The following is a 26,311-nucleotide window of genomic DNA, read 5'->3' as shown; positions in this document are numbered from 1 at the left end:
GAGCGCCGCGAAGAGGGCGACCATGGTCGACCACGGGTGTACAGCCACGGTCCGATGACCTCCCTGGTCCGCGTCGTTACGCTCGGCGCATGCCCGCCACGCCACGACTTCCCCTGCTCAAGCGCATACCCCTGGGCGTCTGGACGGCGGTGACGTGGTGCGGGGTGACGGTCTACCCACTCGTCCAGTACGTGCTGATGCCGCCCCGGCAGGGGGTCTCCTACTCCTATCCGCGGCACGGCATGGACGGCCACGCGGCCCAACTGTTCCTCCTCCTTGCCACCGCACTGGCCCTCGCGGGCTGCGCGGTGCTGAGCCGTCGGCCGCTGACCGCGATGGCCCTGCTCGTCGCGGGCACGGGCGCCTCGATGGTGGCGTGGCACCAGACGGAGACAGTGCCGACGGTGTACCTGCCGGTCACGGTCGCCCTCGGCTTCATCACGGCCCACAACTCCCGGCGGACCTCGCTGCTCGCGTGCGCCCTGGCCTTCGGTGCGCTGTTCGCCCTCTGGGCCCCACGGGAGGTGATCGGCTTCGGACGGGACGACGGCATCGCGGCGGAGCCGTACATCGCGCTGACCGCCGTCGTCGCCTGGCTCATCGGAAACTCCGTGCATCAGGCCCGCGTGTACGCGGAGAATCTGCGCTCCCGGGCCGCTGTCCAGGCCGTCACCGCCGAACGTCTCCGCATCGCAAGGGAGTTGCACGACATGGTCGCCCACAGCATCGGCGTCATCGCCCTCCAGGCGGGTGCCGCGCGCCGGGTCATCGACACCCAACCGGCGGGAGCGCGCGAGGCGTTGACCGCCATCGAGTCCACAGGGAGGGAGACGCTGGCCGGCCTGCGCCGCATGCTCGGCGCCCTGCGCGAGGCGGAGCCGGGAAGGGCGGAGGAGGCGCCCCTCGGCCCGGAGCCCGGCCTCGCAGCCGTCGCCCGCCTCGCCGAAACGACGACCACCGCCGGGGTCCACGTCGACGTACGGTGGCTCGGCGAACTCCGGCCGCTGCCACCGGAGGTCGACATCTCCGCGTACCGCATCATCCAGGAGGCGCTCACCAATGTCGTACGTCATGCGAGTGCCGATTCGTGCCGGGTGTCCGTCGACTGCCGCGGCGAGGAACTGTCCATCGAGGTGATCGACGGCGGACGCGGCCACGGAGGCACCCCGGACAGCGGCTACGGCCTCCTCGGCATGCGCGAACGGGTCGGCCTGCTGCACGGCGAGTTCTCCGCCGAGCCACGCCCCGAGGGCGGCTTCCGGGTCGCGGCGCGGCTGCCCGTACCGGCGGAGGTCCGATGAGTGAGCAGAGCCAGCCACCCGGCGGGGGTCCGATGAGCGTGCAGAGCCACCCGACGGTGGCCCCGGCGCCTTTCCGTGTCGTACTCGTCGACGATCAGCCCCTCGTACGCGCCGCCCTGCGCATGGTCATCACCGAGGCCCCCGACATCGAGGTCGCGGGTGAGGCGGGCACCGGTGCCGAAGCCGTCCGGCTGGCCGAGGAACTGCGGCCGGACGTCGTGGTGATGGACATCCGCATGCCCGGCATGGACGGCATCGAGGCCACCCGCCTGATCACCGATGGCCCCAGCGGGAACACCCATGTCATCGTCCTGACCACCTTCGACGACGACGATTACGTCTACGGGGCGCTGCGCGCCGGCGCGGCCGGGTTCCTGGTCAAGGACATGGCGCTCGACGACATCCTCGCCGCGATCCGCGTGGTCGCCGCGGGGGACGGCCTGATCGCCCCGAGCGTCACCCGCCGCCTGATCAAGGAGTTCGCGGACCGACCGCGGCCCAACTCCCGTACGCAGAACACGATCACGGGCATCACCGACCGCGAACGCGAGGTTCTGAGCCTCGTCGGCAGGGGCCTCTCCAACACGGAGATCGCCGCCGAACTCTTCATCAGCGTCGCCACCGCCAAGACCTATCTCACCCGCCTGCTCGCCAAGCTGGGTGCGCGCGACCGTGTGCAGCTGGTGATCATCGCGTACGAGGCTGGTCTGGTGGGGGCGGTCCGCTGAACTCCACCGGGCTGCGGCGGACTCAGCCGGACTCCGCTGACCTGGGTAAGGGCGTTGTCGGGGACACGTCGAACTAGTGGTTAGCCTGTGGGGCGTACAACCGAACCCAGGAGGCCTCCGTGTCACCAGACCGCCCCACGATTGCCCTGGTCACCAGCAGGCCTCAGCTGGAGACCGGCCTCGACCGTGACCTCCCCGAGCTGGCACGCTCGCTAGGCGCGGCGGGTGCCGAAGTCGCCACCGTGTCCTGGGACGACCCGCGGGTCGACTGGGAGCGGTTCGACCTCGTCGTCATCCGGTCCGCCTGGGACTACAGCGAACGCGTCGCCGAGTTCGTGGCCTGGGCGGGGCGGGTCGCGCGGCTCACCGTCCTGGCCAACCCGGCGTCCGTGGTGCGGTGGAACACCGACAAGCGGTACCTGGAGGAACTGGCAGCGGCGGGAGTGCCCGTCGTGCCGACCCGCTATTTGGCGCCGGGTGACCCGCTGGAGATCCCGGACGACGGCGAGTTCGTCCTCAAGCCCGCGTCCGGGGCGGGCGCGCGCTTGGCCGCCCGGTACGAGAAGGGCGCGTACGAGGCTGCCGTACGGCACATCGAGCGGATGCACGGCCAGGGGCTGACCGCGATGGTGCAGCCCTATATGCCGCGCATCGACGAGACCGGGGAGCGCGCGCTCGTCTACGTCGGCGGGCGCTTCCTGCACGCCATACAGAAGGGCTCGGTGCTTGCGCCGGGGGCGGCGTACTACGACGAGAAGATGCCGCATCCCGACCTCCGGGCCTGGCAGCCGACGTCCGCCGAACTCGACCTTGCCGAGCGGGCGTTGGCGGCCGTCCCGGGATCGCCCGAGCTGCTGTATGCGCGTGTTGACCTCGTCGATGGGGCGGATGACGGCGCGCCCTGCGTCATGGAGCTGGAACTCGTCGAGCCGAATCTCTTTCTCGACCTGCACCGGGCCTCGCTGGCAGCCGTGACGGAGGAGATTCTGACCGCTGCGAGTTAATCGGGTGGACGTGTTGTGTGCGGCCTGATTAGCCTGCCGCCATGTCCAGTCCCGAGTCCGACAGACTCTAGCCACCGGCCCGGCATGTCCGGTGGCCGAGTAGTTCCCCGCGCCCCTTCAGGGCGCTGTCGTGCGGACTGACTTTCCCCTTCCTGGCCATCGGCCACCTGCGGAGCACCTTCATGCCATTTTCCCTCTACATGCTCGGACTTGCCGTCTTCGCGCAAGGCACCTCCGAGTTCATGCTCTCCGGTCTCGGCCCCGACATCGCCGCCGACCTCGACGTATCCCTCTCGACAGCGGGCACCCTGACCTCGGCCTTCGCCGTAGGGATGATCATCGGTGCCCCGGTGATGGCCGTCCTCAGCCGTCGCCGGCCGCGCAGGACCGCGCTGCTCGCCTTCCTTGTCACTTTCCTGCTCGTCCATGTCGTCGGCGCTCTGACCAGCAGCTTCGCCGTGCTGCTCGTGACCCGCGTCGTCGGTGCGCTCGCCAACGCCGGGTTCCTCGCGGTGGCCCTGGTCACCGCCATCGGCATGGTCGAGCCGAACGCCAAGGGGCGGGCCACGTCCGTGCTGCTCGGCGGCGTCACCCTCGCCTGTGTCGCGGGCGTTCCCGGCGGCGCACTGCTCGGGCAGTTCTGGGGGTGGCGGTCCGCGTTCTGGGCGGTTGCTTTGGTGTCGGTGCCCGCCGTCCTCGCGATTCTGCGGTCCGTGCCCGCCGGTGCGCCCGCCGGGCAGGGGACGGGCGCGCTCCGTGAGCTGCGGTCGCTGCGCGCGCCGCGGCTCGTCGTGACCCTGCTCCTCGGGGCGCTGGTAAACGGCGCGACCTTCTGTACGTTCACTTACCTCTCACCGGTCATCACCGACGTCACCGGCTTCTCGGAGAGCTGGGTGCCCGCGCTGCTCGCGCTCTTCGGCGCGGGATCGTTCATCGGGGTCACGGTCGCGGGGAGGTACGCGGACGCGCGACCGGTGCCGTTCCTCCTCACGGGCGCGGTGGCGCTGCTCGCCGGGTGGGTGCTCTTCGCGCTGACCGCCGGGAACCCGGTGGCTGCGGTCGTGCTCGTCCTCGTCCAGGGCGCGCTGTCCTTCGGCGTCGGCTCCGCGCTGATCACCCAGGCGCTGTACGCGGCGAGCGGCGCCCCCACGCTCGGGGGCGGCTTCGCCACGGCCGCGCTGAACGTGGGCGCCGCGATCGGGCCTGTGGGCGGAGGCCTCGCCCTGGTGGCGGGGCTCGGCCACCGGTCGCCCCTGTGGGTCAGTGCGCTGCTCGTGGCGCTGGCCCTCGTGACCGGGACGGTCGCACTGCGCCGACGCCAGCCGCCGCGACGCAACACGGCGACTGACCGCGGGCGGCCCCTGGACGCCTAGCCGGCCCCGGCGGCCTTGCTCACCGCCGCCGAGGCCTCGGAGAGGTGTGCGAAGTTGAGTTGGCTAGGGCGGGGCGGGGGCTTCGAGTGACCCGGCGCTGCATTCGTACCGGGGCCGTCCGGTTGTCCCGAGATTGGCGGTTACGGGCCGGGCGTAAAGGGCGCTCCTACGTCGCGTCGGCTGCGCCGATTCCGCTGCGCTCCACCCTTGACACCCGTCCCTCCACCACGCGAGGGAAGACGACCGGACGGCCCAGGGGCGGGACTCTCGGGACAGCTACCTGCGGTCTTCGGTTTCACTGCCGGGTGCGGACTGGTTCGTTGGGGGCGGCGGGGAGTGGGTGAGGTGCGCGCGTTCGGTTCGGGGAGGGGTCCCGGTCCCGTCAAGCGGCTGTCGACCGGATCTTCTGGGGGACCGTCCGGGGGAGGGGTGCGCGGTCGCCCCGGGGCGGGCTCGGTCTCGTCAGCGGCTGCCAACCGGCCCGTCGCGTGTGGCCGTCGCGGGGCGGGATGCGTCACCGCCTGTTGCTGGGTGCGGGGTTCGTCAGGTGGTTGGCGACTGGAGGCTAGCGGTGCGCAGCTTGCTGCTGTCGATGGCCGGTTGTTCCGGCGGGGGGTCCGGCACCTAATTTCGAGAAGGCGCGTTGCGCAACGCGTGCGCCCCCCTTCTGTCAGAACGCAACTTTGCCAAAGTAGGTGCGGCGCGGCGCATGGGCCGAGCGTGGATGCAGGAAAGTCCCACCGATCTCGCTCCCTACTCGGCGTGTCGTGGGACTTTCCTGCAATCCGCGCTGCAATCCACTTCGGTCCGTCTGCGGATGGCCCTTCGCAGCGCCGGGCTACTGATCGCGAGGCGCCTCCCGCCGCCATGGGCTGCCGCTACCGGCGCCCTGCCCGTGACGGCCCCCCGGAAGATCCGGTCGGCAGCCGCTTGACGAGACCGGGACCCAATGCCGGAGCAATCGCGCGCCCCTGACCCTGACGGCCACCCCCGACGAACCAGTCCGCACCCGCTTGACGAGACCGGGCCCCCTCCCCGGAGCGGCCGCGCACCTCACCCACTCCCCGCCACCCCAAACGAACCAGTCCGCACCCGGCAGGCATACCGGATGGCCCGCCGTGAGTGGTCGAGAGTCCCGCCCCTGGGCCGTCCGGTCGTCTTCCCTCGCGCGGTGGAGGGACGGGTGTCAAGGGTGGCCCGAAGGGTCATCGGCGTAGCCGACGCGACGTAGGAGCGCCCTTTACGCCCGGCCCGTAACCGCCAATCTCGGGACAACCGGACGGCCCCGGTGCCAACCCCAACGCAGGTACAGCAAAGCCCTGGCTAGAGCAGGTGGTCCGCCTTGCCTGCCTTGATCTCGTGGATCAGGGTGCGGAGGGCTTCGTCGGTGTCGGTGAGGTAGTTGTCCTCCTGTCCGGCGACCGCGATGTAGGCGTTGCCTTCGCCGTCGGTGCCGAGGCGGAAGCAGTTGTTTCCCTCGCCGCAGTACGGGTCTTCCCAGTTGATGCTCGGCACGGTGTCTCCCCTAGTGTTCGCGTGCGACCTTGCGGATGAGCTCGCGTGATGCCGGTGCGGGCAGCGAGGCTTCCTCCATCCAGTCCAGGTGGGCACGGTACTTCGTGAGCTGAGCCGCGGCGTGGGTGAATTCGGGCCCATGTGCGGAGTCCAGCTGCACGGTGTCGAGTTGGGGCACCGCCCCATCCGCGTACAGGAGCGCGTGGCCCGCTCCAGGGAACCCGCCCGCCGTGTTGGGGACGATGCGTACGTCGATGGAGTCGTGCTCGGACCTGGCGGCCAGGTGTAGCAGTGGTGTACGTCAGCCTGCGATACCGCGACGGCGCCCTGAGGGTGATTCTCTACGACGGTCACCCTCGCCATACCAACCCCCGCCTCGCGGCGGCCTGCGACACCCGCCGCCGCGCGGCCCTGCGCGTACTGGCCTGCGTCGTGCGGGCCTGCGGTGGCGAGTGGGGCTTCGGGGACGCGAGGGAGCCAGGCGGCGGCACCCGGATGTGGGCGGTCCTGCCGAGGCAGGGCGCGCGGGAGTACGGGCAGCCGCCCGGTTCCTGACTCGGTCCCGCGGTCCTTCGACGCAGGCGTCAGCCCTCGGCGGGGGACTCCGGGAACGACAGTCGCTGGAGCAGCCCCCACGTGAACTCCGCGACGCAGCGCCGCGGCTGACCCGCCCCGTCCGGTGCCGTGAAGGCGAGCCGCCAGCGCGTGGGTGCCGTGCCCTCCATGGGGCGGGCCGGGGCGAACGCGCGGGCGGCCTCGTCGACCGTGCACGACCAGGGGGTGAGGTCGTCCACCGTGTGGAGTGCGGGGCCCGGGGTGCCGGGCGTGCGGATCAGCCACTCGTTCCACACCGCGCCGTTCGGTGCGCGCAGGACCTCGAAGCGCAGGGTCGGCCAGAGCGGCACCGGCCACAGCAGGGCCTCGCACTCCAGGTCGCCGATCTGCCGGGCCACGGTGGCTTCGGGCGCGCCGAGCACCGAGCGGTAGCGGGAGACCGTGCCGCGCGAGCGGGCGGAGCGGGTCATCGCCTGCCAGCGGCGGTTGGCCTCGCGCATGTCCGCGATGGAGACGCCGAGCTCGTGGCGGGCCGCCTCCACCAGGTCCGGGTTGTGGTCGGCCATGCGGCGCAACAGGACCAGCTGGAAGTCCAGCGGGGTGAACGGGCCGGAAGGCTTGGGTGCGGAGCTAGCGGACATGCGCTCCATGGTCGCGCACCGCCGCCGCTCCCGGGCGGCGCCCGCCGGGAAGGAAGAGTACCGAGTTGACGTACCGGGGGCTGCGCGGTGTGAGCACTCTGCGCAGCAGCCCCTGCGAGACGACGTACGACGTGTCGTTCTGGTGTGCTTCCAGGTCGAAGTCCGCGAGCGGCAGCCAGGTGTGGTGGGGCAGGACCCAGCCCTGGTAGCCGTGGTGGCGGGTGAGCAGCTCGATGATCGGCTTGATCGGCTGGATACGGGACTCCAGCTCGATGAAGAGTGCGGGCCGGTCACGGGTGAGCAGATCGTGGGCGCCGTGCAGGACCGGGAGTTCGTTGCCGTCCACGTCGATCTTGATGAAGTCGACGTCGCGCAGGCCGAGCCCGTCCAGGGTGAGACAGGGCACGTCGACCGCCTCGGCGTGGATGTCCCTGCGGATGAGCGAGGAGACGCCGCGGTCCCCGCGGTCGCCCTGCGGCAGCCAGAGCCGTGCCGTGCCGGGGCGGTCCGTGGCCGCGGCCTGGATCACCCGGACGTTGCCGGGCGTGGAGGTCTCCAGGAGCCGGGCCAGATGCGGGACGGGCTCCACGGTCACCACGCGGCGCGCCCGCGAGGCCAGGCGGCGCGACCAGGGGCCGTACCAGCCGCCGACGTCCACCGCCGTGCCGCAGCCGCGCGGGCAGAGGTCGGCGAGGCGGGCGAGCTCCGGTTCGAAGCGGGGGTAGACGAGCCGGGCCAGGGCGCCGACAAGCCGGGCGGGGAGGTGCGGGGCGAGGCGGGCGGCCACGGTCTTGTGGGGGCTCGCCTCGGTCCTAGGGGGGCCCGTCACGTGGATATCCGCTTCAGGAGCTGCTCGTGCTCGTCCTCCGACAGCTGCTCACCCGAGGAGGGCAGGAGCTGCGGTATGCCGTCGATGATGGGGTAGCGGCGGCGCAGGCGCGGGTTGTAGAGGACCTCCTGCGGTACGAGGGGGTCCGCGGGCTCCAGGAGATGCAGCGGCCCCTTGTCCAGCGGACAGGCGAGGATCTTCAGCAACGGATCTTCGGGGTTCATCAGCTCGTCAACTCCTTGGTGGGGGGCGTTGGTTGAGGCGGCGGCGCGTCATGCTTGGGCATGGCGAGGAGCACGGACACCGCGAGCGCCGTGCCCGCGATCCGCAGGGCGAGCCGCAGCGGTTCGTCGGGCAGCGGCTCGCCGAACGCCAGCGTCCCGAGTACCGCGGTGAAGAGCGCGGTAACCGTCGTGCATACGGGAACGATGAGCGAGGCCCGGCAGCGTTGCAGTGCCGCCTGGGACATGACCAGGCCGAACGCGCCGGTGAACAGCAGGAGATACGGATACGGAGATGCGAGGAGGTGGAGCAGTGCCGAGCCGAGGCCCTGCGTGGTCAGGTAGCTGGACACGCCCTTGATGGCGAGCGAGCTGACTCCGTAGAGGAGCCCGACGGCGACCCCGTACTCGACGCCCGTCGTCGGAAGGCGGTGCCGGTGCTTCGAGCGGCGCTCGGCGGACCCGTAGAGCAGGACGCCCGCGGCGAGCGAGGGCAGGCAGACCATGAGGACGAGCGGCACGGGCGCGCTGCGGCTGACGGTGTCCGACTCCTCGCTGAGCGAGAGGACCACCATGAGCAGCGCGAGGAGAATGGCCCCGACGGCGTACCGCTCGCGGCCTGACGTCTGTTCCCCGAGCAGCACGGAGGAGAGCAGCAGCAGGAGCACGAGCCCGGATACGAAGATGCCCTGCGCGGCGGCGATGGGCAGCGTCCGGTAGACGGCGAGCTGCGCGCCGAACCCGGCGGCGAGCGCGAGCGATCCGCCGATCCACAGAGGGCTCGAGATGACCTGCCTGAGCAGCCGTGCCGGGCTGCGCACGCTGACGGACGGCATGGCGGTGAGGGCACGTTTCTCCAGGACGAACCCGGTGCTGTAGAGGACGTTCGCAAGGAGGGCGGCGGTCACACCCCACCACATGGCGTCACGCCTTTCGGGCGTGCAGCAGCAGGATCGACGAGGCGCTCGGCACGGCGCAGGCGAGCCGGTCCAAGGCGCGCAGTGGACGCGGTACGCCGTGGAAGGGCGCACCGGCTACACGCACCACCTCGAAGCCGGACGCGGCGACGAACTCCCTTAGCGCGCGGGCGGTGTAGAGCCGCAGGTGCCCGACGACCTCGCTCCCCGGGCGCCCGTGGATGCCGCGCAGGCTGACCTCCGAGAAGACGGGCTGCACCCCCGCGAGCAGGAGCCCGCGGTTGTACCAGGCGGCGAGGTTGGGCGTGGACAGCATGAGATGCCCTCCTGGCCTGAGTACTCTCCGCAGCTCGTCGAGCGCGCTGTCGGGATCGACGAGGTGCTCGATGACCTCGCTGAACAGGACGGCGTCGGCCGACCCGTCGGCGAACGGGAGCCCGCCGTCGGTGAGTTCACCGCGTACGACGTACGGCAGATGCGCGTGCGCCCGCTTGAGGGCGTCCTGCGACCAGTCGACGCCGATCAGGCGATGCCCCGCGAGGAGCGGGGCCGCGGTCGCCGCGGCGGTGCCGTCGCCGCAGCCGATGTCCAGGACGACGGCGGTACGCGCGGTGGCGGGGCCGATGGCGTCGGCGAGCATCCGGGCCTGGCGCAGGCTGCGGGCGTCGCCGGACGCGACGGGGACGGAGGGGTCCTCGTAGAAGTCCCGCAGGTCGCGGGGCGCGGTACTGGTGTTGGTGGTGGTGTTGGGGCTCGTACTCGTCGTCATGGTGTCGTCCCCTCCTCCGTGTGCTCCGTGTGCTCCGTGGCGTGGAGGTAGTGCTCGAAGAGGTCGCGCAGGTGGGCCCCGTCGCCGCTGCTGAGCAGGGTCTTCGACCAGCGCAGGGCGACGTGCAGACGGCCCGCGGTGGACGCCGTGGTCACGGTCAGCCCGCGGGGCAGGCGTGCGGGCGCGGAGAACCAGACGGCGTGCGCGCGTCCGGCGTCGCCGAAGTCGAGGGAGTACGGAACGCGCCCGATGTTGCTGAGCAGCGTGGTGGAGGTCCAGGGCGCGGCCGCTCTGCGCAGGCCGCGCGTGACGGCTGCTCTGAGGGTTACGGGCAGGACGGGCGAGGTCAGGAGGGCTGCTCCGCGGCCGAGTTGGGGCCGGGGGAGCGCCTTGAGGGCCCGGGTGCGGTCGGCTGTGCGCCGCAGCAGTGCCCCGATGTCCTGCGGGCCCCAGTCCTCGGAGGTCAACTCGGCTGCGGTGAACGGTACTTCGACGAGCCGGGTACCGTTCCCGATGGGCATGTCCATACTGCGGGGCCGGTCGTCGACGGGCATGGTGATCCGGAACGGCCTGGGTCGCGCCCCGTGCTCCCGGTTCCAGTGCGCGATCATCAGCGCGGTCGCCACCATGAGCTGATCGTTCACGGTGAACGGCGCACCCTTGGGCCGCCGCGGCACGGGCAACTCGACGACGAGCATGCCGTTGCCGGGAGAGGGCTCGGGGGTGCCACGGGAGACTCGGGCGGGGGGCGCCCAGCCGGAGCCCGCGTCCCCGACCGCCTCCGCGCTGTCGGGCACGGCGGCGGAGGGGGCCGCGCGCAGGGGAGGAGCGGCGGGGGAGTTGTCCTGCCCGCCGTACAACTCGGCGGCGGTGGCGAGAACACGGAGGCAGGCGGGGCCGTCGAGGGCGGTGTGATTGATGGTGAGAAAGAGGACGCTGCCTTTGCTGGCGGGGTGCCTTGGACTGCTGGGGGCGGTGCCCGTGCCGGGGGCGTTGGCGTCGCCCGGGGTGAGCGGGGTGTCTCCGAGGTTCTCGGGGCCGGAGAGGGTGGCGTCCCCACCGGTGCTTGCGGCATGAGCCGCGCCGCCGAGCTCGGGGGCACCAGTCTCACCGTCCACGGCAGCCGCGCCGTTGGAGCCGACGCCTTCGCCCGCACCGGTGTCCGCCCGGCCGTTCTCCGGGGCGAGCGCGCCGCCCGATGTGGCCGCGTCACCCGAACCGCCACCCCCGCCGGAGGCCACCGTGTCGCCGTCGCCGTCCGAGGCGATCACCTCAAGGCGGATCGGCGGCGACGCCGACAAGGGCGGGGCCTGGGAGAGGGAGCGGGTGCGCGCCTTCTTCAGGGCGTCCCGTTCCGGCGCGGGGAACGTCACCACCTCCACGTCAGGACCCGGCGTCAGTTCCCACTCGTAGCGGCGGCGGTACCAGGGCCCCCGCGCCTCCCGCATCAGGATGCGCGGGTGGCGGCGCAGGGCCTCGGTGAACGCGGCCTTCAGGCGGGCCGGGTCCGGTGTGCCGGGCAGGTGGACCTCGATGTGTACCGTCTCCGGCTCCTCCTCCTGGAGGCAGTGCCGGGAGACCTCGTCGACGACGGGGAACGGCACGCGCTCCGGGGGCCGTTCGGGTCCGTCCGCGTGACGTGCCGGGTGATCGAGTGCGGTCATCGGTCGGTGTCCTCCCCGGAGGCGGTCGGCGCCGTGGCTCCCGCGAGCCCGTCCGCCGCCCTTGGCCTGCGCCGCCTGAAGCGCGTGGTCCGCGTGGTCCGCGCGCCCGGCGGCGGAAGCTCCGCCTGTGCGGACGCGGGGCCCCTGGCGGAGATGGTCGAGCTGGCGGCCTGCGGCGCGCCACCGACATCCTGGCCGGTACTGGCGCTGCTGCCGTCGGGGCCCGCACCCGCACCCGGCCCGTTCTCCCCCCGCTTCCGGCGCGGCAACGGCTTCGTACCCGGGTCCTGGTCAGAACCCAGCGGTGGCGTGCCCCCGCTAGCCGGGTGAGGCGTCACCGGGGGAGCCGCGGGCGGAGGCTGCTGCGGAGGCGGCCCCCACGGAGCGGCCTCGCCCCCTTCACCACCGGTGTCCCCGGCGCTGGCCGAAGCCCCCGCAGTAGCCCCCCGCACACTCACAAGGGCCGCGAACAGCGCGATAAGAGCGAGGAGTTGAGCGGCCGGGCTGAACGCACCCGCGTCCGACGTGGTCGGCTCACCCGCCCCCACCGCCGCCACGATCCCCGCCCCGGCCATCGCCACGAAGGCGAGCGGGACGAGCAGCGCGTGACGGCGCCACGCGAGCAGGGCGAGCGCGGGCACAAGGAGCGCGAACCAGCCCGCGATCACCACGGCCACCAGCGTCAGCGCCACCGTGCCGAGGACAAGACCCGGCGCGGGCGGTGCCACGTCAGGCCCGTCAGGGTTCGGCTCGCGGCGCCGGATGAGGACCAGGGCGATCAGGGCGAGGATGCCGACGCCGCCGCCGATCAGGCCGATCTCGTAGATCCGCGAAGGCTCGTACGACAGCTTGACCGTGCCGCCCTCACCCTTCGGGATCAGGAAGCCCTGCTGCCAGCCGTCGAGGCGTACGGACGACAGCTCCTTGCCGTTCAGCGTGGCCTTCCAGCCGTCGTTGATGTTCTCGTACGTCGAGAGGTACGAGGACGAGCCCGCGCCCACCGACAGCTCGCGGCGGTCGCCGAGCCAGTCCTTGATGTTCAGGGAGCGCGACTCCTTGTCGATCTCACCCGGCGTCCCCTGCGTCAGCGAGACGTCCATGAGGGCGAGCGGGCCCGCGTCCCCGGCCTCGACGGTGTGCTCGCCGGAGCCGAGCGACACGGTCGTGTTCTCCGAGCCCCGCGAGCAGAGCGTCACCTCGATGGGCCGCCGCTCGACCAGATCCCGTACCGAACCCTTCGCGCTCGTCGCGTGCAGCTTGCCGTCGACGGCGAGCATCGGGCCCTCGCCGCAGGCGAGTTCGAAGGTCGCCGACGCTGGGGGCTGCTCGGTGCGGTACTTGTCCAGGGCCGGGACGTAGACCTCGGTGAGGCCGACCGGAAGCTCCAACTGGGCGTCCGCCACCGGGTTGTGGACCGTGAGGGGCGCGGTCTGCGTGACCGTGATGGTCAGCTCGTCCGTCGTGATCGGGTTGAACCGCGCGTTGCCGTTCTCGTCGACACCGGCGATCGCCGCGCCGTCCGGCGAGCTGATCTCGATCTTCTCGGGGCGCGTCGAGAGTCCGCCCGCCGCCGGCAGGACGATCTCGTCGATCTCCTGCTTGCCCTTCCACTTCAGGTTGATCACCGGGCTGTCACCGGCGATCCAGGCCGTCGTCAGATCGCCGTCCGTGAGATTGCGCGGCGAGAGACTGCCGCCGAGCTTCGACGTGGAGTTCGCGGTCGCGACGATCTGGTCCTTCTGCTTCGGCGCCACCTTGTAGAGCAGCTTGTCCAGTTCGGCACCCTGCACGGCGACCGCGCTGGCCTTCACCTGGTACTCGGCCTCGGCCGGAGTCGTGAAGCGGCGGTGGAGCCCCGACTCGGCGTTCACCGGCGACAGCGCGCTCGGGTCCGACGAACGGTGCATCGAGTACGTCGTCGCGTCGGCGCCCTCGGCGGGCACCCGGGCGGAGGCCCCGGTGTCCTGGGGCATCTGGAGCAGCTTCGTCACCCGAACGCCCGGAACGGTGATCTCCGAGAACCCGGCGCCCGTCAGGCCTTCGTGGCCGATGTGCGCGTCCAGGATGGTGACCTTCAGCCAACTCGACTCACCGGCGGGCGCCTTGATGCTCTGCCGCATGCCGTTGGGCTGCAGCGGGCTGGTGCGGCTGCCCTGCTCCGTCTCCACCCGCACCCGCGTGGCCGCGGCCCGCACGCCGTCCTGCGGCAGCGGCGTGACCTTGATCGAGGACGGAATCGACTCCTTGGAGCGGAACTCCGCCTTGATCCAGGCGCCCTTCGGCTTTCCGGGGCTGCCCTCGGCCCACGCCGTGTCCGGGTTGCCGTCGAAGGCGTTCACGGGGTCGTACTGCGGCAGATGGAAGAGCCAGTTGCCGTAGCTCGACGCCGTCACGGACTTCGCGCCGCGCAGCTCGGCCGTCGTCTGGTGCTCGATGCCCTTGGTGGGCAGGATCTGGTGCGGCTTCTTGCCCGCGTCCTGGAGGGCCCCGCTCGCGTTGCGTTCGCCAGGTGTGTACGTATAGGACGTGTTGGAGCTGACAAGGCCGAAGCGTGTGTCGGCGCGGCGCAGACCGTCACCGACCGCCTGCAGGCCGGGAGTTCCGACGCCCGGGTGATTGTCGCCCGTCAGGACGGAGGGGCGGTCCCGCATCGAGGGGTCGGCGGACAGCTGGAGCAGCGACTCGGGGCCGCCGCTCACCACGGCCGTGTTCGAGACCGGCTTGATCCCGGCCTGCCCTGGCCTCTCGCCGCCGGACCCCGGGGCGTAGATCTCCACCGCGCGCTGGCGCGGGTAGAGGCCCTCGACCTGGAGGGGCGTGTCGTTGGGGATGATGCCGCCGGTCTCCGTCGGACCGAAGCCGGTGACCCGCTTGTAGCCCGACTCCTCCAGGGTCCGCTTGACGGTCGCGGTCGGTACGTTCCCGATCTGGTCGGGGTCGAGGTCATTGCGTACGACGACGTAGTACATGCCCGCGCGCGACAAGTAGTCGTGCAGGCCCGGGACTTCACCGCCCGTCGCGAGCGCCTGCTCCACCGCGTCCATCGCGCGCCGGTTGCCGGGCGTGCCGAACGGCACATAGTCCCGCTGTGCCCAGCGGGAGTCGGCGAGCACGTCGAGGGGCTGGTCGATGGGCGAGCCCCAGGTGTAGATGCCGTGCGCGGTGGCAGGCACCACGAGCGCGCGCGAGTCGGGGGAGTACTTCTTCAGCCAGTCGGACGTCGTCTGCCAGTACGTCGGCAGCTTCTTGAACGAACCGGGCTGGAGGATCGAGCCGTTGAGGTAGGGGAAGGCGAGCCCCGGAAGGACGAGCACGGCGGCGATCAGCGGGGCGTAGCGCCGCCCGCGCACCGGCCGCGCCCCGCGCGACTGCGCGGCCACGCCCACGAGATGCATCAGGCCGAAGACCAGGGCGAGCGCGAGGCCCGTCTGGAACTTGTAGATGTTGCGGAAGGGGACGAGCCAGCCGTTCAGCCACGACTGCATGGTCTCGTGGAAGGGCGCGCCGAACGCGCCGCCGTACCCGGCGAGCGTGACGAGGACGACCGAGAGCACGGTCAGGACGAGCCAGCGCCGCTCGGGCATGTCGCGCCGCGCGAGCCCGGCCAGACCCAGAGCGGCGGCGAGCGCCGAGCAGACCACGACGATCACGGACGTCGCGACCGTCCACCCGGCGGGCAGCCATGCCTCGCCGAAGTGCAGATACGCGACCCAGTTGCCCGCGCCGCGCAGCGCTTCCGTGGCCGACATCGTGCCGGTGGTCGTGGCCGAAGTCTCCACGTACGGAAGGAAGTTCTCGCCGTAGATGCCCAGCATCAACAACGGCACCACCCACCAGGCGGTGGCGAGGATGACGCCGGGCACCCACCAGGTGATCAGCTTCCGTTTGCGCGGACCGTTCGGCCTCGACAGGAGATACAGGCCCACGGGAAGGAGGGACGCCAGCGTCGCCGCCGCGTTCACACCGCCCATGAAGGGGATGACAAGGGCGGACCGCAGAGCGGCCGACCGCGCGCTGATGCGGTCGTTCGTCAGCGGGAGCAGCACCCACGGCAGCAGGGCGCCGGGCAGGGCCGCCGCCGACGTCGACCCGACGACGATCGTGAACGTGGGCCACAGGGCGTACGCCACCGCGCCGAGCAGCCGGCTCGCGCCGTTGCCGATCCGCATCCTCTCGGCGAGCCGAAGCACACCCCAGAACGCGGTGGCCACGATCAGCGAGAGCCAGAGCCGCTCCGCGAGCCACACCGGGAGCTGGACGAGCTTGGCCAGGCCGTAGAACGGCAGCATCGGCCACGTGTAACCGACGTACTGGTCCTGGATCCCGCCGAACCCGCCCCGGTCGTGCCAGAGCTGGCCCAGGTCGGAGAGGAACTGCCAGGGGTCGACGGCCACACCCAGCTTGGTGTCGAACGTCATCCGCCCCGGCTTCACGGCCAGGAAGAGGACGAACACCACGGCCCAGAACCCGAGCAGCCAGCGCCACGAGCGTGGGCCTCCGCCGGGTTCGGGGGCGTCAGCCGTGGGCCGGACTGCCGCCGGGGGTGGGGCCTGGACCGTGGTCATGGACACCGCCTGAGGATGAGGAGGAGATTCCAGGTGGCGAACTCGCGTACACCCGGCACTTTGGTGATGCCACCGGCCAGGAACGGCCAGTAGCGGGACCGTGCGGACACGACGGACACGTCGTCCCTCGCCCGCACCTGGCGCAGGGTCGGTCCGACGTGGTGGGCGAAGAGGTTCTCGCCGAGCGTGTGTTTGGCTGTTTTGCCGGTACGCCGTTCATAGCGGGCCCGCGCGCGGGCGCCGCCCAAGTAGTGCCAGGGCGCCCACTCGTGGCCGCCCCACGGCGAGTACCAGTTGGTGAAGGAGACGTAGATCAGGCCGCCGGGCCTTGTCACCCGCACCATCTCGCTGAGGAACGTCTGCGGATCGTCCACGTGCTCGAGGACGTTGGAGGAGAAGGTGACGTCGGCGACGCCGTCCGCCAGGGGGAGCAGGTAGCCGTCGGCGACGACCGCGCCCTGCGGAGGCTTGGCGCCCAGCTCGGCCGGGTCCGGCTCGAAGAGGAAACTCTGCGCGCCGCGCCGCCGGAACTCCTCGGTGAAATAACCGCCGCCGCCGCCGACATCGACGACGACGCGGTCCCTGACCGGTCCATAGGCCTCGACCTGGTCGGCGGCGTCACGGGCGAGCAGGGTGTAACACCGCTCGGGCTCTTGCTGCTCGCGCAGGAAGGCCCGGAAGAGGGTGAAGGAACGGCGCAGGGACGGGTCCTTCACACGGACCCCTGGTGCGCGGTCTGTGGTGCGGCCTGACGCGTGGCCTGATGCGTGGCGACCGCCTCGGCGGCCACCGCCTGGAACTCGCGCACGGAGTTGGCCCACCGGAAGCTGGTGGCCCGCTCACCGGCGGCCTTGCCGAAGGCCCTGCGCCGCTCGGCGCTCAGCGCCAGCGTGCACCAGGCGGCGGCGAAGGAACTCTCGCCCCGGGCGAGCAGCCCCGTCACACCGTCCTCGATGGAGTCACGTACGCCCGGTACGTCGAACCCGATGGCCGGCGTCGAACGGGTCGCCGCCTCGGTGATCACCAGGCCCCAGCCTTCCACGGCGGACGGGTGGAGCAGCATCCACGCCTCGCAGAGCAGCCGGTGCTTCTCCGCCTCGGAGACATGCCCCTTGAACTCCACGCCGGGCCCTGCGATCTGCTGGAGCCGCGCGAGCTCGGGCCCGTCGCCCACGATCACCAGACGTCCACCGGTGACGGGCCTGACGCGCTCCCAGAGCCGAAGCAGCAGATCGATGCGCTTGTACTCGACGAGCCGTCCCATCGCCAGGAACAGCGGCTCGTCCGAGCGGGGGTGGAGCGGGCCGGGCTCCTCGACCCCGTTGTGGACTATGCGTATGCGCTCACGCTCGACGCCTATCGCACGCAGGGCGTCGGACGTCGACGGCGAGACGGCCACCAGGAGATTGCCGCGCTGGGCGCCCGAGAGTGACCAGTGCTCGAGTCTTCGGCCCAGCCGGGCCGCGGGGGCGAGCGCACCTTGGAAGCGCATCCCCCACAGATCGGTGTGGACGTGGTTGACCAGGCACAATGTGGGCCCGCTGTGCCACAGCGGCGCCAGGTACGGCATGCCGTTGCAGACCTCGACGAGCAGATCACAGTCGCCGACCTGCCGGGTGAAGGCGGACCGCGAGCGCAGATAGTGCCCGAGGTCACCGCCCGCCGACACGACGCGGTAGTCACGGAACGCGGCCGGGCCCCCGCACAGCAGGGTGACCTGATGGCCGAGCTTGCTCAGCCCGTCGGCAAGACGGTCGACGAGCAGTTCGGAGCCGCCCGCCGCCGGGTTGGCGAGATCGCGGCGGGCGAGAAAAACGATCCGGCGCGGCTGCGGAGGAAGTGCCGGAAGCCGTTGCGCGACCCGGGGGGTGGCGGCGCGCAGCGGAGAAGGCACGTGCTGGGGCATGCGTGCTCCAACTCGTCAGGGTGCGGAACCGTGAGGGCGCTATGGGGGGTTGCAGGTTGCACCGTTCGGGGGTCGCTTGCGGAGGCGCTGTGCTCGGACTGTGCCAGGGCGGTGCGGGGGCGGTGCGGGGACTGTGCTGGGGTGGGGTCGTTAGTTTTCGCCGCCGTGTTCGACGCGGCTACTCACCGAAGTGACAATTTCTCGGCTTTCAACAGCTGACGTCTCATCACATCGTGCTCGGCTGCAGGGTGGTTGGGGACGTATCGCCATTCGGACGGTCCGGCTCCGCCGCTGAACCCGGCCCGTCCGGCCCTTGCGCCCCACTGTCGGACCGTCGTCCCCGTACGACGAGAACGCCTCCCACGATCACAAGGAGCCCACCCAGCGCACCCGTCCCGACGGGCAGCGTCTCGCCCACGAGCTCGAGCCGGCTGCTGTCGTCATCGGCGAGCTTGACCTGCGCCTTCTGCGTCTTGGGTGTGAACGCGATGCGCTCGCTGTCGAGCAGCACCGTCGCGTCCTTGTCCGATCCTGGCGCGCGCAGCGTCTTGCGGGGGCCGATCGCCGCGTAGATGATCCGGCCCGTGCGCTTGTCGGCGACCAGCTCGACGCCGTGGTTGGCGTACCACTCCTCGGCGAGCACATTGCTCTGCTTGGGCCGGCCCACCAGGCGGCCCGGCACAAGGCGGGTTCCGGTCTTCGCGGGCTTCACCTTCGCGGTGAAGCGGTAGCCCTCGTAGCCCTGGATCTTCTTCGTGCCCCTGAAGGTCAGCGGGACGGTCGCGCCGAGGGTGTTGTCCCACCAGGTGTATGAGCGTTTCTGCACGTCGAAGGGGAACTTGAGGTACGCCTCACCCTCGAAGTAGGGCTTCTCGTCGCAGCAGTGCACCGGCCGATTCGTCTTGCGGTCGGTGACCCAGCGCTCCGTCGTCCACTGGAGCGAATCGTGCGGATCCGCGGCCGGAAGCGAGCTGTCCGGATCGACCGACGTGGACACGTCCCAGACCGCGTGGTCGTCGTTGCTGTCGTCCACGTCGCCGCGCACCTGACGCGTGATCGTGAGGTTCTTGTCGTGCACCGTCTTGATCTTCTCGGTGTCGAAATAGCTGCCTTTGCCCTTGAAGACCGTCGTGATGTCGACGTCGACGGGCGTGCGTTTCGCGCGTGGCTCGACGTACCACGCGAGCATCGGGGCCAGGACGAGCAGAAAGACGCCGAGTCCGAGGAGGATCAGCGAGAGGGGCGAGGCTGTGCGGCGCATCCGGCACTCCTGGGGGCGGGTGAGAAGTGTTACCGAGCCGTATGGGGCCGGAACGCTAGGCGGACCCTTGACGAAGTGTCAATGCGTTGATGAGACTGGGCACTTGCCGGGCGGGGCCGGTTAGGGGCTGTACGAACGACATCCGTGCGACCTGTGCGGCCTGGGTGGGGACGACCTCCAGCAGAGAGGCTGACCCTGACATGCACCGACTGCTCGCCGCCGGTCTGACCGCCGCAGCCGCCGCTGTTCTCGCCGTGGCCGCCGCGTTCGGCATCGTCGCCGCCCTGAACGCGACGCCGGAACAGCCCAATACGCCCCTTGTGCACTTCGAGGCTCCCCCACAGGGGCAGTGAGTGACCGTGCCCGTGACCGAGAGCCAGGGGCTTTCCACCCGCTCGGCCTGGCGCGACGTACCGCCCGTGCTGGTACGGCAGTTCGCCGAGCTCGCCCTGGACGAAGTGCCCGCTCTGGCCCAGGACATACTGCGGGAGATCCGCGCCGAGTACCCCGGCCTGCCCGTCGTCCTCGACGAATCGGGCGAGCCCATGGCGCTCATCGGCATCCGCCGTGCCCTTGAGGGGTTCGTCCAGCAAATCGCGTCCGCCGAAGGGCGGCCGTGCTACCCCCTTGAGGTCTTCCAGGAGTTCGGCAGGGGCGAGGGCCTGCACGGCCGCAGCCTCGACTCGCTCCAGGCGATCTACCGTCTCGGCGTACGGCTCGCCTGGCGCCGTCTGGCCGAGATCGGCCAGCAGATCGAGATCCCGCCACCGGCCATGTACGAACTCGCCGAGTCGGGCTTCGAGTACCTGGACGGTCTGGTCGACCAGTCCGTACGCGGATACGCCGAGGCCGCTGCCCGGCAGGCGGGTGAACGTCTGCGGCTGCAAAGGAAGTTGATGGAGCTGCTGCTCGCCGAGCGGCGCGGTGACTCCGGGTCGGGGACGTCGGCCGACTCCGACTCCGGTTCCGGAGCCGGAGCCGGCTCGCACTCCGCGTCGAGGCGGCCAGGCGCCCGCAGCGCGCTCGACGAACGGGCCGCCCGCGTCGGCTGGCAGCTGCCCGAGCGGGTCGCCGTGGGCGTACTCCTGCGCCCGGCGAGGGAGGCAGTGGCGCCCGCTGTGGGACAGGGCGTCCTGCTCGACATGGAGACCGAACAGCCCCGCATGGTCGTCCCCGACCCGGAAGCGGCGGGCCGCCCCGAACTGCTCCGGCGCACCATGGCGGGGTGGTCCGGCGCGATCGGCCCGCCCGTGCCGCTCGCCGACGCCGCGAAGTCACTGCGCTGGGCGGAGGCCGCGGTCCGCCTGATGGAACGCGGCCTCCTGCCGTCCGGCGAGGTCCTGCACTGCACCGAGCACACCGAGGCCCTGGTCCTGCTCCAACCCGAGGAACTCATCGAGGACTTGGCCCGCCGCTGCCTCGCCCCGCTCGCCCACTGCGGCCCCGCGCACGGCCGCCGGCTCGCCGAGACGCTGCTCGCCTGGCTGGAGACACGGGGCGGCGCACCGGAGGTCGCGGCCCGCCTCGGGGTGCATCCGCAGACGGTGCGCTACCGCCTGCGGCAGATCAGGGAACTGTGGGGCGACGAGGTCGACGACCCGGACCGCCGCTTCGAGCTGGAACTTGTCCTCAGGGCGCGGCGGTTGCGAGGAGAGCTAGGGCGGGCGGTCTGAGGTGAGCAGGATGAGGTGGGCCGGGCGGGGGGTGCGGGTAGCCTGCCGCAATGGACATAGCGGTACGCGCGCAGGCAGCACTCGGCGAGGGCCCCACCTGGGACCACACCGCCCGGCGGCTGATCTGGGTCGACATCCTGAGCTCACGCGTCCACACGTACGACCCGTCGACCGGGCACCGCTCGGTCATGGTCACCGAGCAGCACGTCGGCGCCGCGAAGCCGCGCGCGGGCGGCGGCCTGGTGGTCAACCTCCGGGACGGCGTGGGCCTCTACGACTCCATGGCCGACGGCGGCGCGTTCCGCTGGCTGCACCGCGAGGTCGTACCGGGCCGCCGCGGCAACGACGCGGCGGTCGCCCCCGACGGCGCGCTCTGGGCGGGCACGATGCGCTACGACGAGGGGGCGGGCGCCGGCAACCTGATCCGGCTGACCGGCGACGGCACGGCGACCGAGGTCCTCTCCCGCATCTCCGTCAGCAACGGCATCGGCTGGAGCCCGGACGGCAGGCTCATGTACTACATCGACACCCCGACGCGCCGCATCGACGTGGTGGAATTGCGCGACGACCAACTCCCGCGCTCCAGGCACCCTTTCGTCACCGTCGAAGCCGACGCCGGATACCCCGACGGCCTCACCGTCGACGCCGACGGCTGTGTCTGGGTCGCCCTGTGGGACGGCGCCGCCGTCCGCCGCTACACCCCGTCCGGCGAGCTTGACCGGGTGATCGAACTTCCGGTGGCCCGCCCGACCGCGTGCGCGTTCGGCGGCGCGGGGCTGCGCGACCTGTACATCACATCCGCCAGTACGGGACTTGCGGCGCCGCACCCCTTGTCCGGGTCCGTGCTCGTGGTGCCGGACGCCGGGCAGGGCGTGGAACAGGCGGCGTTCGCGGGTTAGGTCCGCGGGTTGACTGCGAGGGTTGGCTGCGTTGGCTTCGCCGGTCAGGGGCCCATATCGGGCGCGGGAGAGGCGGTTTGCCCCATAGGGGAAGTCGATACCGCTGGAACATTCGATTCCGCACACAACCTTCACGGCAGCGGCTTCCTCTGTTACCCGCGCCTCACTTAGCCTCCATGCCTCATGGACTATTGCCACCCGTGCCACAGGCACCTCAACGGCGCCCTGGCCTGCCCGGGGTGCGGAACCCCGGCCGAAGCCTGCCGTGAGTACGCGGAGGCGGTCGCCGCGCAGGACGAGCCGGACGGTTCCGAGCGCGCGTACGACGACGACGCGCCGCGCGGCAGGGGCCGCCGCAGGGAGCGCGGACGCAGGGCGCACCGGCGCAGACGCCGCAAGGTTCTGTTGATCACCGCAGGGCTCGCGCTCGCGGCCGGTGGCCTGAGCCTGGCCGAGCTCGGCATAGAGGGACCTTCGGACGAACCGACGGCGGCGTCATCGCCGGACGGGGGAGCGGGCGGGTCCGCGTCAGGGACGCCGGGGGACCCTGAAAGCGGCGCTGCGACGGGCGCCGAGTCCACCGCGGCCGCGCCTTCGGCGTCGGAGTCGGCGTCGGCGTCCGCGAAGGACAAGAAGTCCAAGGAGTCCAAGGAGGCGAAGGAGTCCAAGGACGCCGGGAAGTCGGAGGAGGCCGGGAAGGACCCTGATTCCGCCGCTCCGGGCACGACGTCCGCGCCCGGCACCCCGGACTCGCCGGATGCTCCGGACAACCCCGGAACCACGCGTCCCACGCCCCCGCCGACCACACAGCAGCCGGATCCGACGCCCGAGCCCGAGCCCTCGGAGACGTGCGACCGCTTCCTGTGGTGGTGCAGGTAGCGGTTGGTGGTGCACGTAGCGGTCGACCGCTACGAGGCGATATACGAGGCGATAAAGGGTCAGCCCGCGTCCTCGCCGACCATCCTCCGCAGCAGCCCGCGCAGCGAGAGCCGCTCCTCGCGGGAGAGCTCTGCCAGGGGCTCCCGCGCGAAGTCCAGCGAATCGCGCAGGCTGCGGGCGACCGTCAGGCCCTCCTCCGTCGGCGCCGCAAGCTTCACCCGGCGGTCGGCCGGGTCGGGCCGCCGCTCGACGAGTCCGCGCGCCTCGAGCCGGTCGATGATCCCCGTGATGTTCGACGGCTCACACTTCAGCTTCTTGGCTATGCGACGCATGGGCAGGGGCTCGAGGGACAGCAGTCCGAGAACGCGCGCCTGCGCCCCGGTGAGGGCGTGCTTGCCCGCCGCGGCGTCGTACTCCTCGTAGTAGCGCGCGACGACCGTGCCGATGAGCTCGACGACTTCGAGCGTCAGGGGGTCGGTGCGCGGGGTGCGGGAGCTGGTGGTGGCCATGTACTCCAGGCTACCCCGATACTTGACATCATGAAATATGTAGGAGCATGGTTGTTTCACAACCTGAAGCATTTCCATCACCGCAGTCTGCTGGAAACGGCAGCCTGAGCAGCAGCAGGAGGACGCCCGCATGTCCGTCACCCCCGAGGCCCCCGGGTCCGAGCTCCCCGCCGTCAGCCGCGAATGGCACCTCGTGCGCCGCCCGCACGGCTGGCCGGTCCCGGAGGACTTCGCCCTGCGCGAGGCCCCTGTCTCCGCCCCGGCCGACGGTCAGATCCTGGTCCGCAACCTGCACTTCTCCGTGGACCCGTACATGCGCGGCCGGATGAACGACGTGAAGTCGTACACCCCGCCGTTCCAGCTCGACCAGCCCATGCAGGGCGGTGCGGTAGGCGAGATCATCGCGTCGAACGCCGAGGGCTTCGCGGTGGGCGACAACGTCCTGCACTTCGCGGGCTGGCGCGAGTACGCGACCGTCCCGGCCAAGAACGCCGTCAAGGTGGACGCGCAGGCCGCGCCGCTGTCGGCGTACCTCGGCGTGCTCGGCATGCCGGGCCTGACCGCGTACGCGGGACTCTTCGAGGTCGCCTCCTTCAAGGAGGGCGACGCGGTGTTCGTCTCCGGCGCCGCGGGTGCCGTCGGCTCGCAGGTCGGCCAGATGGCCAAGCTCAAGGGCGCGTCGCGCGTCATCGGCTCGGCGGGCTCGGACGAGAAGGTGAAGAAGCTCGTGGAGGAGTACGGCTTCGACGCCGCGTTCAACTACAAGGACCCGCGTCCGGTCGTGGAGCAGCTGAAGGAGGCGGCCCCCGACGGCATCGACGTCTACTTCGACAACGTCGGCGGCGAGCACCTCGAAGCGGCCATCAGCCGCCTGAACGTGCATGGCCGCGCCACCATCTGCGGCATGATCGCGGCCTACAACGACACCGAGCCGACGCCGGGCCCGCGCAACATGGCCATGATCATCGGCAAGCGCCTGCGTCTGCAGGGCGTGCTCGTCGGGGACCACGAGGCGCTGCAGCCGCAGTTCGTGTCCGAGGTCGGCGCGTGGATCCGCTCCGGCGAGCTCAAGTACGACGAGACCTTCGTCGAGGGTGTCGAGAACGGCGTGGAGGCGTTCCTCGGCATGCTGCGCGGCGAGAACACCGGCAAGATGGTCGTTTCCCTGGCCTGAGTCGCGGGCACGCGAGGTGCATCGCCGGAACTCATTTTCCGGCATCCGATAAAGTGATTCCACATTGTCGCGACTGTGGGCGCGCATCGCGGAACATCTCAGGAGGAACCGGCACTTATGTCCATCCAGCAGATCGACGTCAAGTACACCGCCGTCGCCACCGCCGAGAACGGCCGTGACGGCCGCGTCGCCACCGATGACGGCAAGCTCGACGTCGTCGTCAACCCGCCGAAGGAGATGGGCGGAAGCGGCGCGGGCACCAACCCCGAGCAGCTCTTCGCGGCGGGCTACAGCGCCTGCTTCCAGGGTGCGCTCGGCGTGGTCGCCCGCAAGGAGAACGCCGACATCTCCGGCTCGACCGTGACCGCCAAGGTCGGCATCGGTTCGACCGAGGCCGGCGGCTTCGGCCTGGAGGTCGCGATCATCGCCTCCATCCCGAACGTGGACACGGCCACCGCGCAGTCCCTGATCGAGAAGGCGCACCAGGTGTGCCCGTACTCGAACGCCACGCGCGGCAACATCAAGGTGGAGCTCGCGGTCGCCTGATCATCGCGTTCCGTACGTCTCGCGTACGCGGCGGAGGGCCGCACCCCGGAGAAGGGGTGCGGCCCTCCGTCATGTCGCTCGGCCGGTCAGCCGCTGAGGGCGGCCGTGTGGATCGCCCGCACGAGACGCTCGTTCTCCGCGGCCGGGCCGCCCGGGAAGGCGAACCGGCGCCGCGTGTACCCGTAGGTGAGCCCGCTGTACGGATCGGCGAACGCCTGCGAACCGCCCGCACCGCTGTGCCCGATGGCCCCCGCGCCGAGGAACGGGTACTTGAACTCGGAGGTGCTCTGGAACCCGAGCCCGAACGACCTGTGGGCGCGCACCACCAGGTCGTGTCCGGTGGAGTGGATCTGCCCGAAAGCGGCCACGGTGTCCGCCTTCAGGAGGGGCTCCCGGCCGTCGATCCCGGTGACCGCCGCCGCGTACATCCCGGCGAGACCGCGCGCGGAGGCGACACCGCCGGCTGACGCGTTCCCCTTGGCCCGCACCAGGCGGGAGTTGGGGAACGCCTCCAGGTCGGTGGGGTGTGCGCCGTTGCGGTTGAAGGCGATGGACGGCAGGCTGCCCGGCTGCGGCGGCTGGGCGTCGATGACGGCCTGCTCGGCGGGGGAGGGGGCCATCGGAAGGACGGACCGGAACCGGGGCTCCAGTGCTTCCGGGAGCCCGAGGTGGAAGTCGAGCCCGTGCGGGGCGCGGACACGCTCCTCGTACACCTCTTGCAGCGTCTGCCCGGTGGCCCGGAAGACGACCTCGCCGGTCAGCGCGCCGATGGAGAGCGCGTGGTAGCCGAAGGCGGTTCCCGGGCGCCAGAAGGGGCGCTGCGACGCGAGGCGCGCGGCGATGGCGCGGTCGTCGGCGATCTCCTCCGGAGTGAACCCGGTGTCGGCGCCGACGATGCCCACGCGGTGCGCGAGAAGCTCCCGAAGGGTGACGTCTCCCTTGCCCTCTGCGGCGAACTCCGGCCAGTAGTAGGCCACATGGCGGTCAACCTCCAGGGTGCCGTCCTGGACGAGCAGGGCCACGACGAGGTGGGCCGCGCCCTTCGTGGACGAGTAGACGCCGAACAGCGTCCCGGGCCCGGTGTCCGGCCCCACCCACAGGTCGACGACCTGCTTTCCCTTCACGTACGCGGAGAGCTGCGCGGCATGATCGGGCTTCTCCGCGGCCAACACGGCGGTGAACTCATCCCGAACGGCTTCGTATCCGGCTGCGGTGGTGCCTTGCACTTTGATTTCACGGGTCATGTGGTTTCGGTGCCTCCCTGTCGGCTGCGACTGCGTGAGAACCCAGGAAGATTCCCCAACCCCGCCCCTTCCCGAAAACCGTGCCTGCGCCCCGGACCTACCTGGGGCTCCGCCCCAGACCCCGTACAAGATGTCCTC

At 71.2% G+C, this 26,311-nt stretch carries 24 protein-coding genes and 1 pseudogene; 11 read left to right on the top strand and 14 right to left on the bottom strand.

Features of this window, described 5'->3' with window-relative positions:
* The first annotated feature begins 89 nt into the window (after positions 1-89).
* From ACFQ7F_RS06115 to ACFQ7F_RS06100, 4 genes are all read left to right on the top strand, one after another.
* A complete protein-coding gene (locus tag ACFQ7F_RS06115; protein WP_383266803.1) occupies positions 90-1,301 on the top strand; it encodes a sensor histidine kinase in 1,212 nt (403 codons plus the stop codon).
* Between the two features lie 32 nt (positions 1,302-1,333).
* Positions 1,334-2,029 carry a response regulator gene (locus ACFQ7F_RS06110; protein ID WP_383266991.1) on the top strand — a complete coding sequence of 232 codons (696 nt, stop codon included), beginning with the start codon at positions 1,334-1,336 and terminating at the stop codon, positions 2,027-2,029.
* 119 nt (positions 2,030-2,148) lie between these two features.
* Positions 2,149-3,033 (top strand): RimK family alpha-L-glutamate ligase, encoded by an 885-nt coding sequence (locus tag ACFQ7F_RS06105; protein ID WP_383266800.1) that lies wholly within the window; start codon positions 2,149-2,151, stop codon positions 3,031-3,033.
* Between the two features lie 182 nt (positions 3,034-3,215).
* Entirely contained in the window at positions 3,216-4,406 is a 1,191-nt protein-coding gene (locus tag ACFQ7F_RS06100; protein ID WP_383266798.1) for a Cmx/CmrA family chloramphenicol efflux MFS transporter, read from the top strand.
* A 1,323-nt stretch (positions 4,407-5,729) separates the two neighbouring features.
* Here the strand turns inward: ACFQ7F_RS06100 and ACFQ7F_RS06095 are convergent.
* Positions 5,730-5,921 carry a hypothetical protein gene (locus tag ACFQ7F_RS06095; protein ID WP_383266795.1) on the bottom strand — a complete coding sequence of 64 codons (192 nt, stop codon included), beginning with the start codon at positions 5,919-5,921 and terminating at the stop codon, positions 5,730-5,732.
* Positions 5,922-5,931: 10 nt separating this feature from the next.
* A complete protein-coding gene (locus ACFQ7F_RS06090; RefSeq protein WP_383266989.1) occupies positions 5,932-6,165 on the bottom strand; it encodes a Scr1 family TA system antitoxin-like transcriptional regulator in 234 nt (77 codons plus the stop codon).
* Between the two features lie 53 nt (positions 6,166-6,218).
* On the opposite strand from ACFQ7F_RS06090, the pseudogene ACFQ7F_RS06085 reads away from it, so the two are divergent.
* Positions 6,219-6,476, top strand: a pseudogene (locus ACFQ7F_RS06085) (ATP-binding protein); the annotation flags it as partial.
* 29 nt (positions 6,477-6,505) lie between these two features.
* On the opposite strand, the gene ACFQ7F_RS06080 reads toward ACFQ7F_RS06085, so the two are convergent.
* From ACFQ7F_RS06080 to ACFQ7F_RS06035, 10 genes are all read right to left on the bottom strand, one after another.
* The gene (locus ACFQ7F_RS06080; RefSeq protein ID WP_383266792.1) at positions 6,506-7,126 is read right to left on the bottom strand and encodes a hypothetical protein; all 621 of its coding nucleotides are present in this window, start codon (positions 7,124-7,126) and stop codon (positions 6,506-6,508) included.
* Positions 7,107-7,946 (bottom strand): FkbM family methyltransferase, encoded by an 840-nt coding sequence (locus ACFQ7F_RS06075; protein WP_383266789.1) that lies wholly within the window; start codon positions 7,944-7,946, stop codon positions 7,107-7,109. Before ACFQ7F_RS06075 ends, ACFQ7F_RS06080 begins: the two co-directional genes overlap by 20 nt.
* Complete coding sequence (locus tag ACFQ7F_RS06070) at positions 7,943-8,170, bottom strand: Trm112 family protein (RefSeq protein ID WP_383266787.1); 228 nt, start codon at positions 8,168-8,170, stop codon at positions 7,943-7,945. The genes ACFQ7F_RS06075 and ACFQ7F_RS06070 overlap by 4 nt, the downstream gene beginning before the upstream one ends.
* Positions 8,170-9,075 (bottom strand): hypothetical protein, encoded by a 906-nt coding sequence (locus ACFQ7F_RS06065; RefSeq protein WP_383266986.1) that lies wholly within the window; start codon positions 9,073-9,075, stop codon positions 8,170-8,172. The genes ACFQ7F_RS06070 and ACFQ7F_RS06065 overlap by 1 nt, the downstream gene beginning before the upstream one ends.
* 16 nt (positions 9,076-9,091) lie before the next feature.
* On the bottom strand, positions 9,092-9,853 hold the full coding sequence (locus ACFQ7F_RS06060) for a class I SAM-dependent methyltransferase (protein WP_383266784.1): 762 nt from the start codon (positions 9,851-9,853) through the stop codon (positions 9,092-9,094).
* Positions 9,850-11,517 carry a condensation protein gene (locus ACFQ7F_RS06055; RefSeq protein ID WP_383266782.1) on the bottom strand — a complete coding sequence of 556 codons (1,668 nt, stop codon included), beginning with the start codon at positions 11,515-11,517 and terminating at the stop codon, positions 9,850-9,852. Before ACFQ7F_RS06055 ends, ACFQ7F_RS06060 begins: the two co-directional genes overlap by 4 nt.
* Positions 11,514-16,082, bottom strand: a complete 4,569-nt coding sequence (locus tag ACFQ7F_RS06050) for an alpha-(1->3)-arabinofuranosyltransferase family protein (RefSeq protein ID WP_383266780.1) — start codon at positions 16,080-16,082, stop codon at positions 11,514-11,516. The genes ACFQ7F_RS06055 and ACFQ7F_RS06050 overlap by 4 nt, the downstream gene beginning before the upstream one ends.
* The gene (locus tag ACFQ7F_RS06045) at positions 16,079-16,798 is read right to left on the bottom strand and encodes a class I SAM-dependent methyltransferase (RefSeq protein WP_383266777.1); all 720 of its coding nucleotides are present in this window, start codon (positions 16,796-16,798) and stop codon (positions 16,079-16,081) included. The genes ACFQ7F_RS06050 and ACFQ7F_RS06045 overlap by 4 nt, the downstream gene beginning before the upstream one ends.
* Positions 16,795-17,988: a glycosyltransferase family 4 protein gene (locus ACFQ7F_RS06040; RefSeq protein WP_383266774.1), complete on the bottom strand. Its 1,194-nt coding sequence runs from the start codon at positions 17,986-17,988 to the stop codon at positions 16,795-16,797. Before ACFQ7F_RS06040 ends, ACFQ7F_RS06045 begins: the two co-directional genes overlap by 4 nt.
* 226 nt (positions 17,989-18,214) lie before the next feature.
* Complete coding sequence (locus ACFQ7F_RS06035) at positions 18,215-19,249, bottom strand: DUF3068 domain-containing protein (protein ID WP_383266771.1); 1,035 nt, start codon at positions 19,247-19,249, stop codon at positions 18,215-18,217.
* Between the two features lie 200 nt (positions 19,250-19,449).
* Here ACFQ7F_RS06035 and ACFQ7F_RS06030 point away from each other — a divergent pair, with 200 nt between their 5' ends.
* The 4 genes from ACFQ7F_RS06030 (at position 19,450) to ACFQ7F_RS06015 (ending at position 22,700) form a co-directional block, all read left to right on the top strand.
* Positions 19,450-19,602 (top strand): hypothetical protein, encoded by a 153-nt coding sequence (locus ACFQ7F_RS06030; protein ID WP_383266769.1) that lies wholly within the window; start codon positions 19,450-19,452, stop codon positions 19,600-19,602.
* Between the two features lie 6 nt (positions 19,603-19,608).
* Positions 19,609-20,922, top strand: a complete 1,314-nt coding sequence (locus ACFQ7F_RS06025; RefSeq protein ID WP_383266984.1) for a helix-turn-helix domain-containing protein — start codon at positions 19,609-19,611, stop codon at positions 20,920-20,922.
* A 50-nt stretch (positions 20,923-20,972) separates the two neighbouring features.
* Positions 20,973-21,821, top strand: coding sequence for an SMP-30/gluconolactonase/LRE family protein (locus ACFQ7F_RS06020; RefSeq protein WP_383266766.1), 849 nt, complete (start codon positions 20,973-20,975; stop codon positions 21,819-21,821).
* Between the two features lie 183 nt (positions 21,822-22,004).
* Complete coding sequence (locus ACFQ7F_RS06015; RefSeq protein ID WP_383266764.1) at positions 22,005-22,700, top strand: hypothetical protein; 696 nt, start codon at positions 22,005-22,007, stop codon at positions 22,698-22,700.
* Between the two features lie 59 nt (positions 22,701-22,759).
* On the opposite strand, the gene ACFQ7F_RS06010 is transcribed toward ACFQ7F_RS06015, so the two are convergent.
* Positions 22,760-23,209, bottom strand: a complete 450-nt coding sequence (locus tag ACFQ7F_RS06010) for a MarR family winged helix-turn-helix transcriptional regulator (protein ID WP_383266762.1) — start codon at positions 23,207-23,209, stop codon at positions 22,760-22,762.
* A gap of 130 nt (positions 23,210-23,339) precedes the next feature.
* Between ACFQ7F_RS06010 and ACFQ7F_RS06005 the strand changes: the two genes are divergently transcribed.
* Together ACFQ7F_RS06005 and ACFQ7F_RS06000 are read left to right on the top strand one after the other, a co-directional pair.
* Entirely contained in the window at positions 23,340-24,383 is a 1,044-nt protein-coding gene (locus tag ACFQ7F_RS06005) for an NADP-dependent oxidoreductase (RefSeq protein WP_383266759.1), read from the top strand.
* A 117-nt stretch (positions 24,384-24,500) separates the two neighbouring features.
* Positions 24,501-24,929, top strand: coding sequence for an organic hydroperoxide resistance protein (locus tag ACFQ7F_RS06000; protein ID WP_383266756.1), 429 nt, complete (start codon positions 24,501-24,503; stop codon positions 24,927-24,929).
* Between the two features lie 86 nt (positions 24,930-25,015).
* Here ACFQ7F_RS06000 and ACFQ7F_RS05995 read toward each other — a convergent pair whose 3' ends face one another.
* Positions 25,016-26,173: a serine hydrolase domain-containing protein gene (locus ACFQ7F_RS05995; protein WP_383266753.1), complete on the bottom strand. Its 1,158-nt coding sequence runs from the start codon at positions 26,171-26,173 to the stop codon at positions 25,016-25,018.
* Between the last annotated feature and the right edge of the window lie 138 nt (positions 26,174-26,311).

Origin of the sequence: Streptomyces sp. NPDC056486 (genome assembly GCF_042795295.1) — a bacterium.
Taxonomy (GTDB): domain Bacteria; phylum Actinomycetota; class Actinomycetes; order Streptomycetales; family Streptomycetaceae; genus Streptomyces.
This window is presented reverse-complemented; position numbering and strand designations above follow the sequence as displayed.

Bases quoted from the DNA above. Each gene is read 5' to 3' on its own strand.
- ACFQ7F_RS06070 (WP_383266787.1), bottom strand. From the start codon at position 8,170: ATGAACCCCGAAGATCCGTTGCTGAAGATCCTCGCCTGTCCGCTGGAC.
- ACFQ7F_RS06115 (WP_383266803.1), top strand. From the start codon at position 90: ATGCCCGCCACGCCACGACTTCCCCTGCTCAAGCGCATACCCCTGGGC.
- ACFQ7F_RS05995 (WP_383266753.1), bottom strand. From the start codon at position 26,173: ATGACCCGTGAAATCAAAGTGCAAGGCACCACCGCAGCCGGATACGAA.
- ACFQ7F_RS06015 (WP_383266764.1), top strand. From the start codon at position 22,005: ATGGACTATTGCCACCCGTGCCACAGGCACCTCAACGGCGCCCTGGCC.
- ACFQ7F_RS06020 (WP_383266766.1), top strand. From the start codon at position 20,973: ATGGACATAGCGGTACGCGCGCAGGCAGCACTCGGCGAGGGCCCCACC.
- ACFQ7F_RS06000 (WP_383266756.1), top strand. From the start codon at position 24,501: ATGTCCATCCAGCAGATCGACGTCAAGTACACCGCCGTCGCCACCGCC.
- ACFQ7F_RS06030 (WP_383266769.1), top strand. From the start codon at position 19,450: ATGCACCGACTGCTCGCCGCCGGTCTGACCGCCGCAGCCGCCGCTGTT.
- ACFQ7F_RS06110 (WP_383266991.1), top strand. From the start codon at position 1,334: ATGAGCGTGCAGAGCCACCCGACGGTGGCCCCGGCGCCTTTCCGTGTC.
- ACFQ7F_RS06050 (WP_383266780.1), bottom strand. From the start codon at position 16,082: ATGACCACGGTCCAGGCCCCACCCCCGGCGGCAGTCCGGCCCACGGCT.
- ACFQ7F_RS06010 (WP_383266762.1), bottom strand. From the start codon at position 23,209: ATGGCCACCACCAGCTCCCGCACCCCGCGCACCGACCCCCTGACGCTC.
- ACFQ7F_RS06055 (WP_383266782.1), bottom strand. From the start codon at position 11,517: ATGACCGCACTCGATCACCCGGCACGTCACGCGGACGGACCCGAACGG.
- ACFQ7F_RS06060 (WP_383266784.1), bottom strand. From the start codon at position 9,853: ATGACGACGAGTACGAGCCCCAACACCACCACCAACACCAGTACCGCG.
- ACFQ7F_RS06035 (WP_383266771.1), bottom strand. From the start codon at position 19,249: ATGCGCCGCACAGCCTCGCCCCTCTCGCTGATCCTCCTCGGACTCGGC.
- ACFQ7F_RS06080 (WP_383266792.1), bottom strand. From the start codon at position 7,126: ATGGAGCGCATGTCCGCTAGCTCCGCACCCAAGCCTTCCGGCCCGTTC.
- ACFQ7F_RS06040 (WP_383266774.1), bottom strand. From the start codon at position 17,988: ATGCCCCAGCACGTGCCTTCTCCGCTGCGCGCCGCCACCCCCCGGGTC.
- ACFQ7F_RS06100 (WP_383266798.1), top strand. From the start codon at position 3,216: ATGCCATTTTCCCTCTACATGCTCGGACTTGCCGTCTTCGCGCAAGGC.
- ACFQ7F_RS06005 (WP_383266759.1), top strand. From the start codon at position 23,340: ATGTCCGTCACCCCCGAGGCCCCCGGGTCCGAGCTCCCCGCCGTCAGC.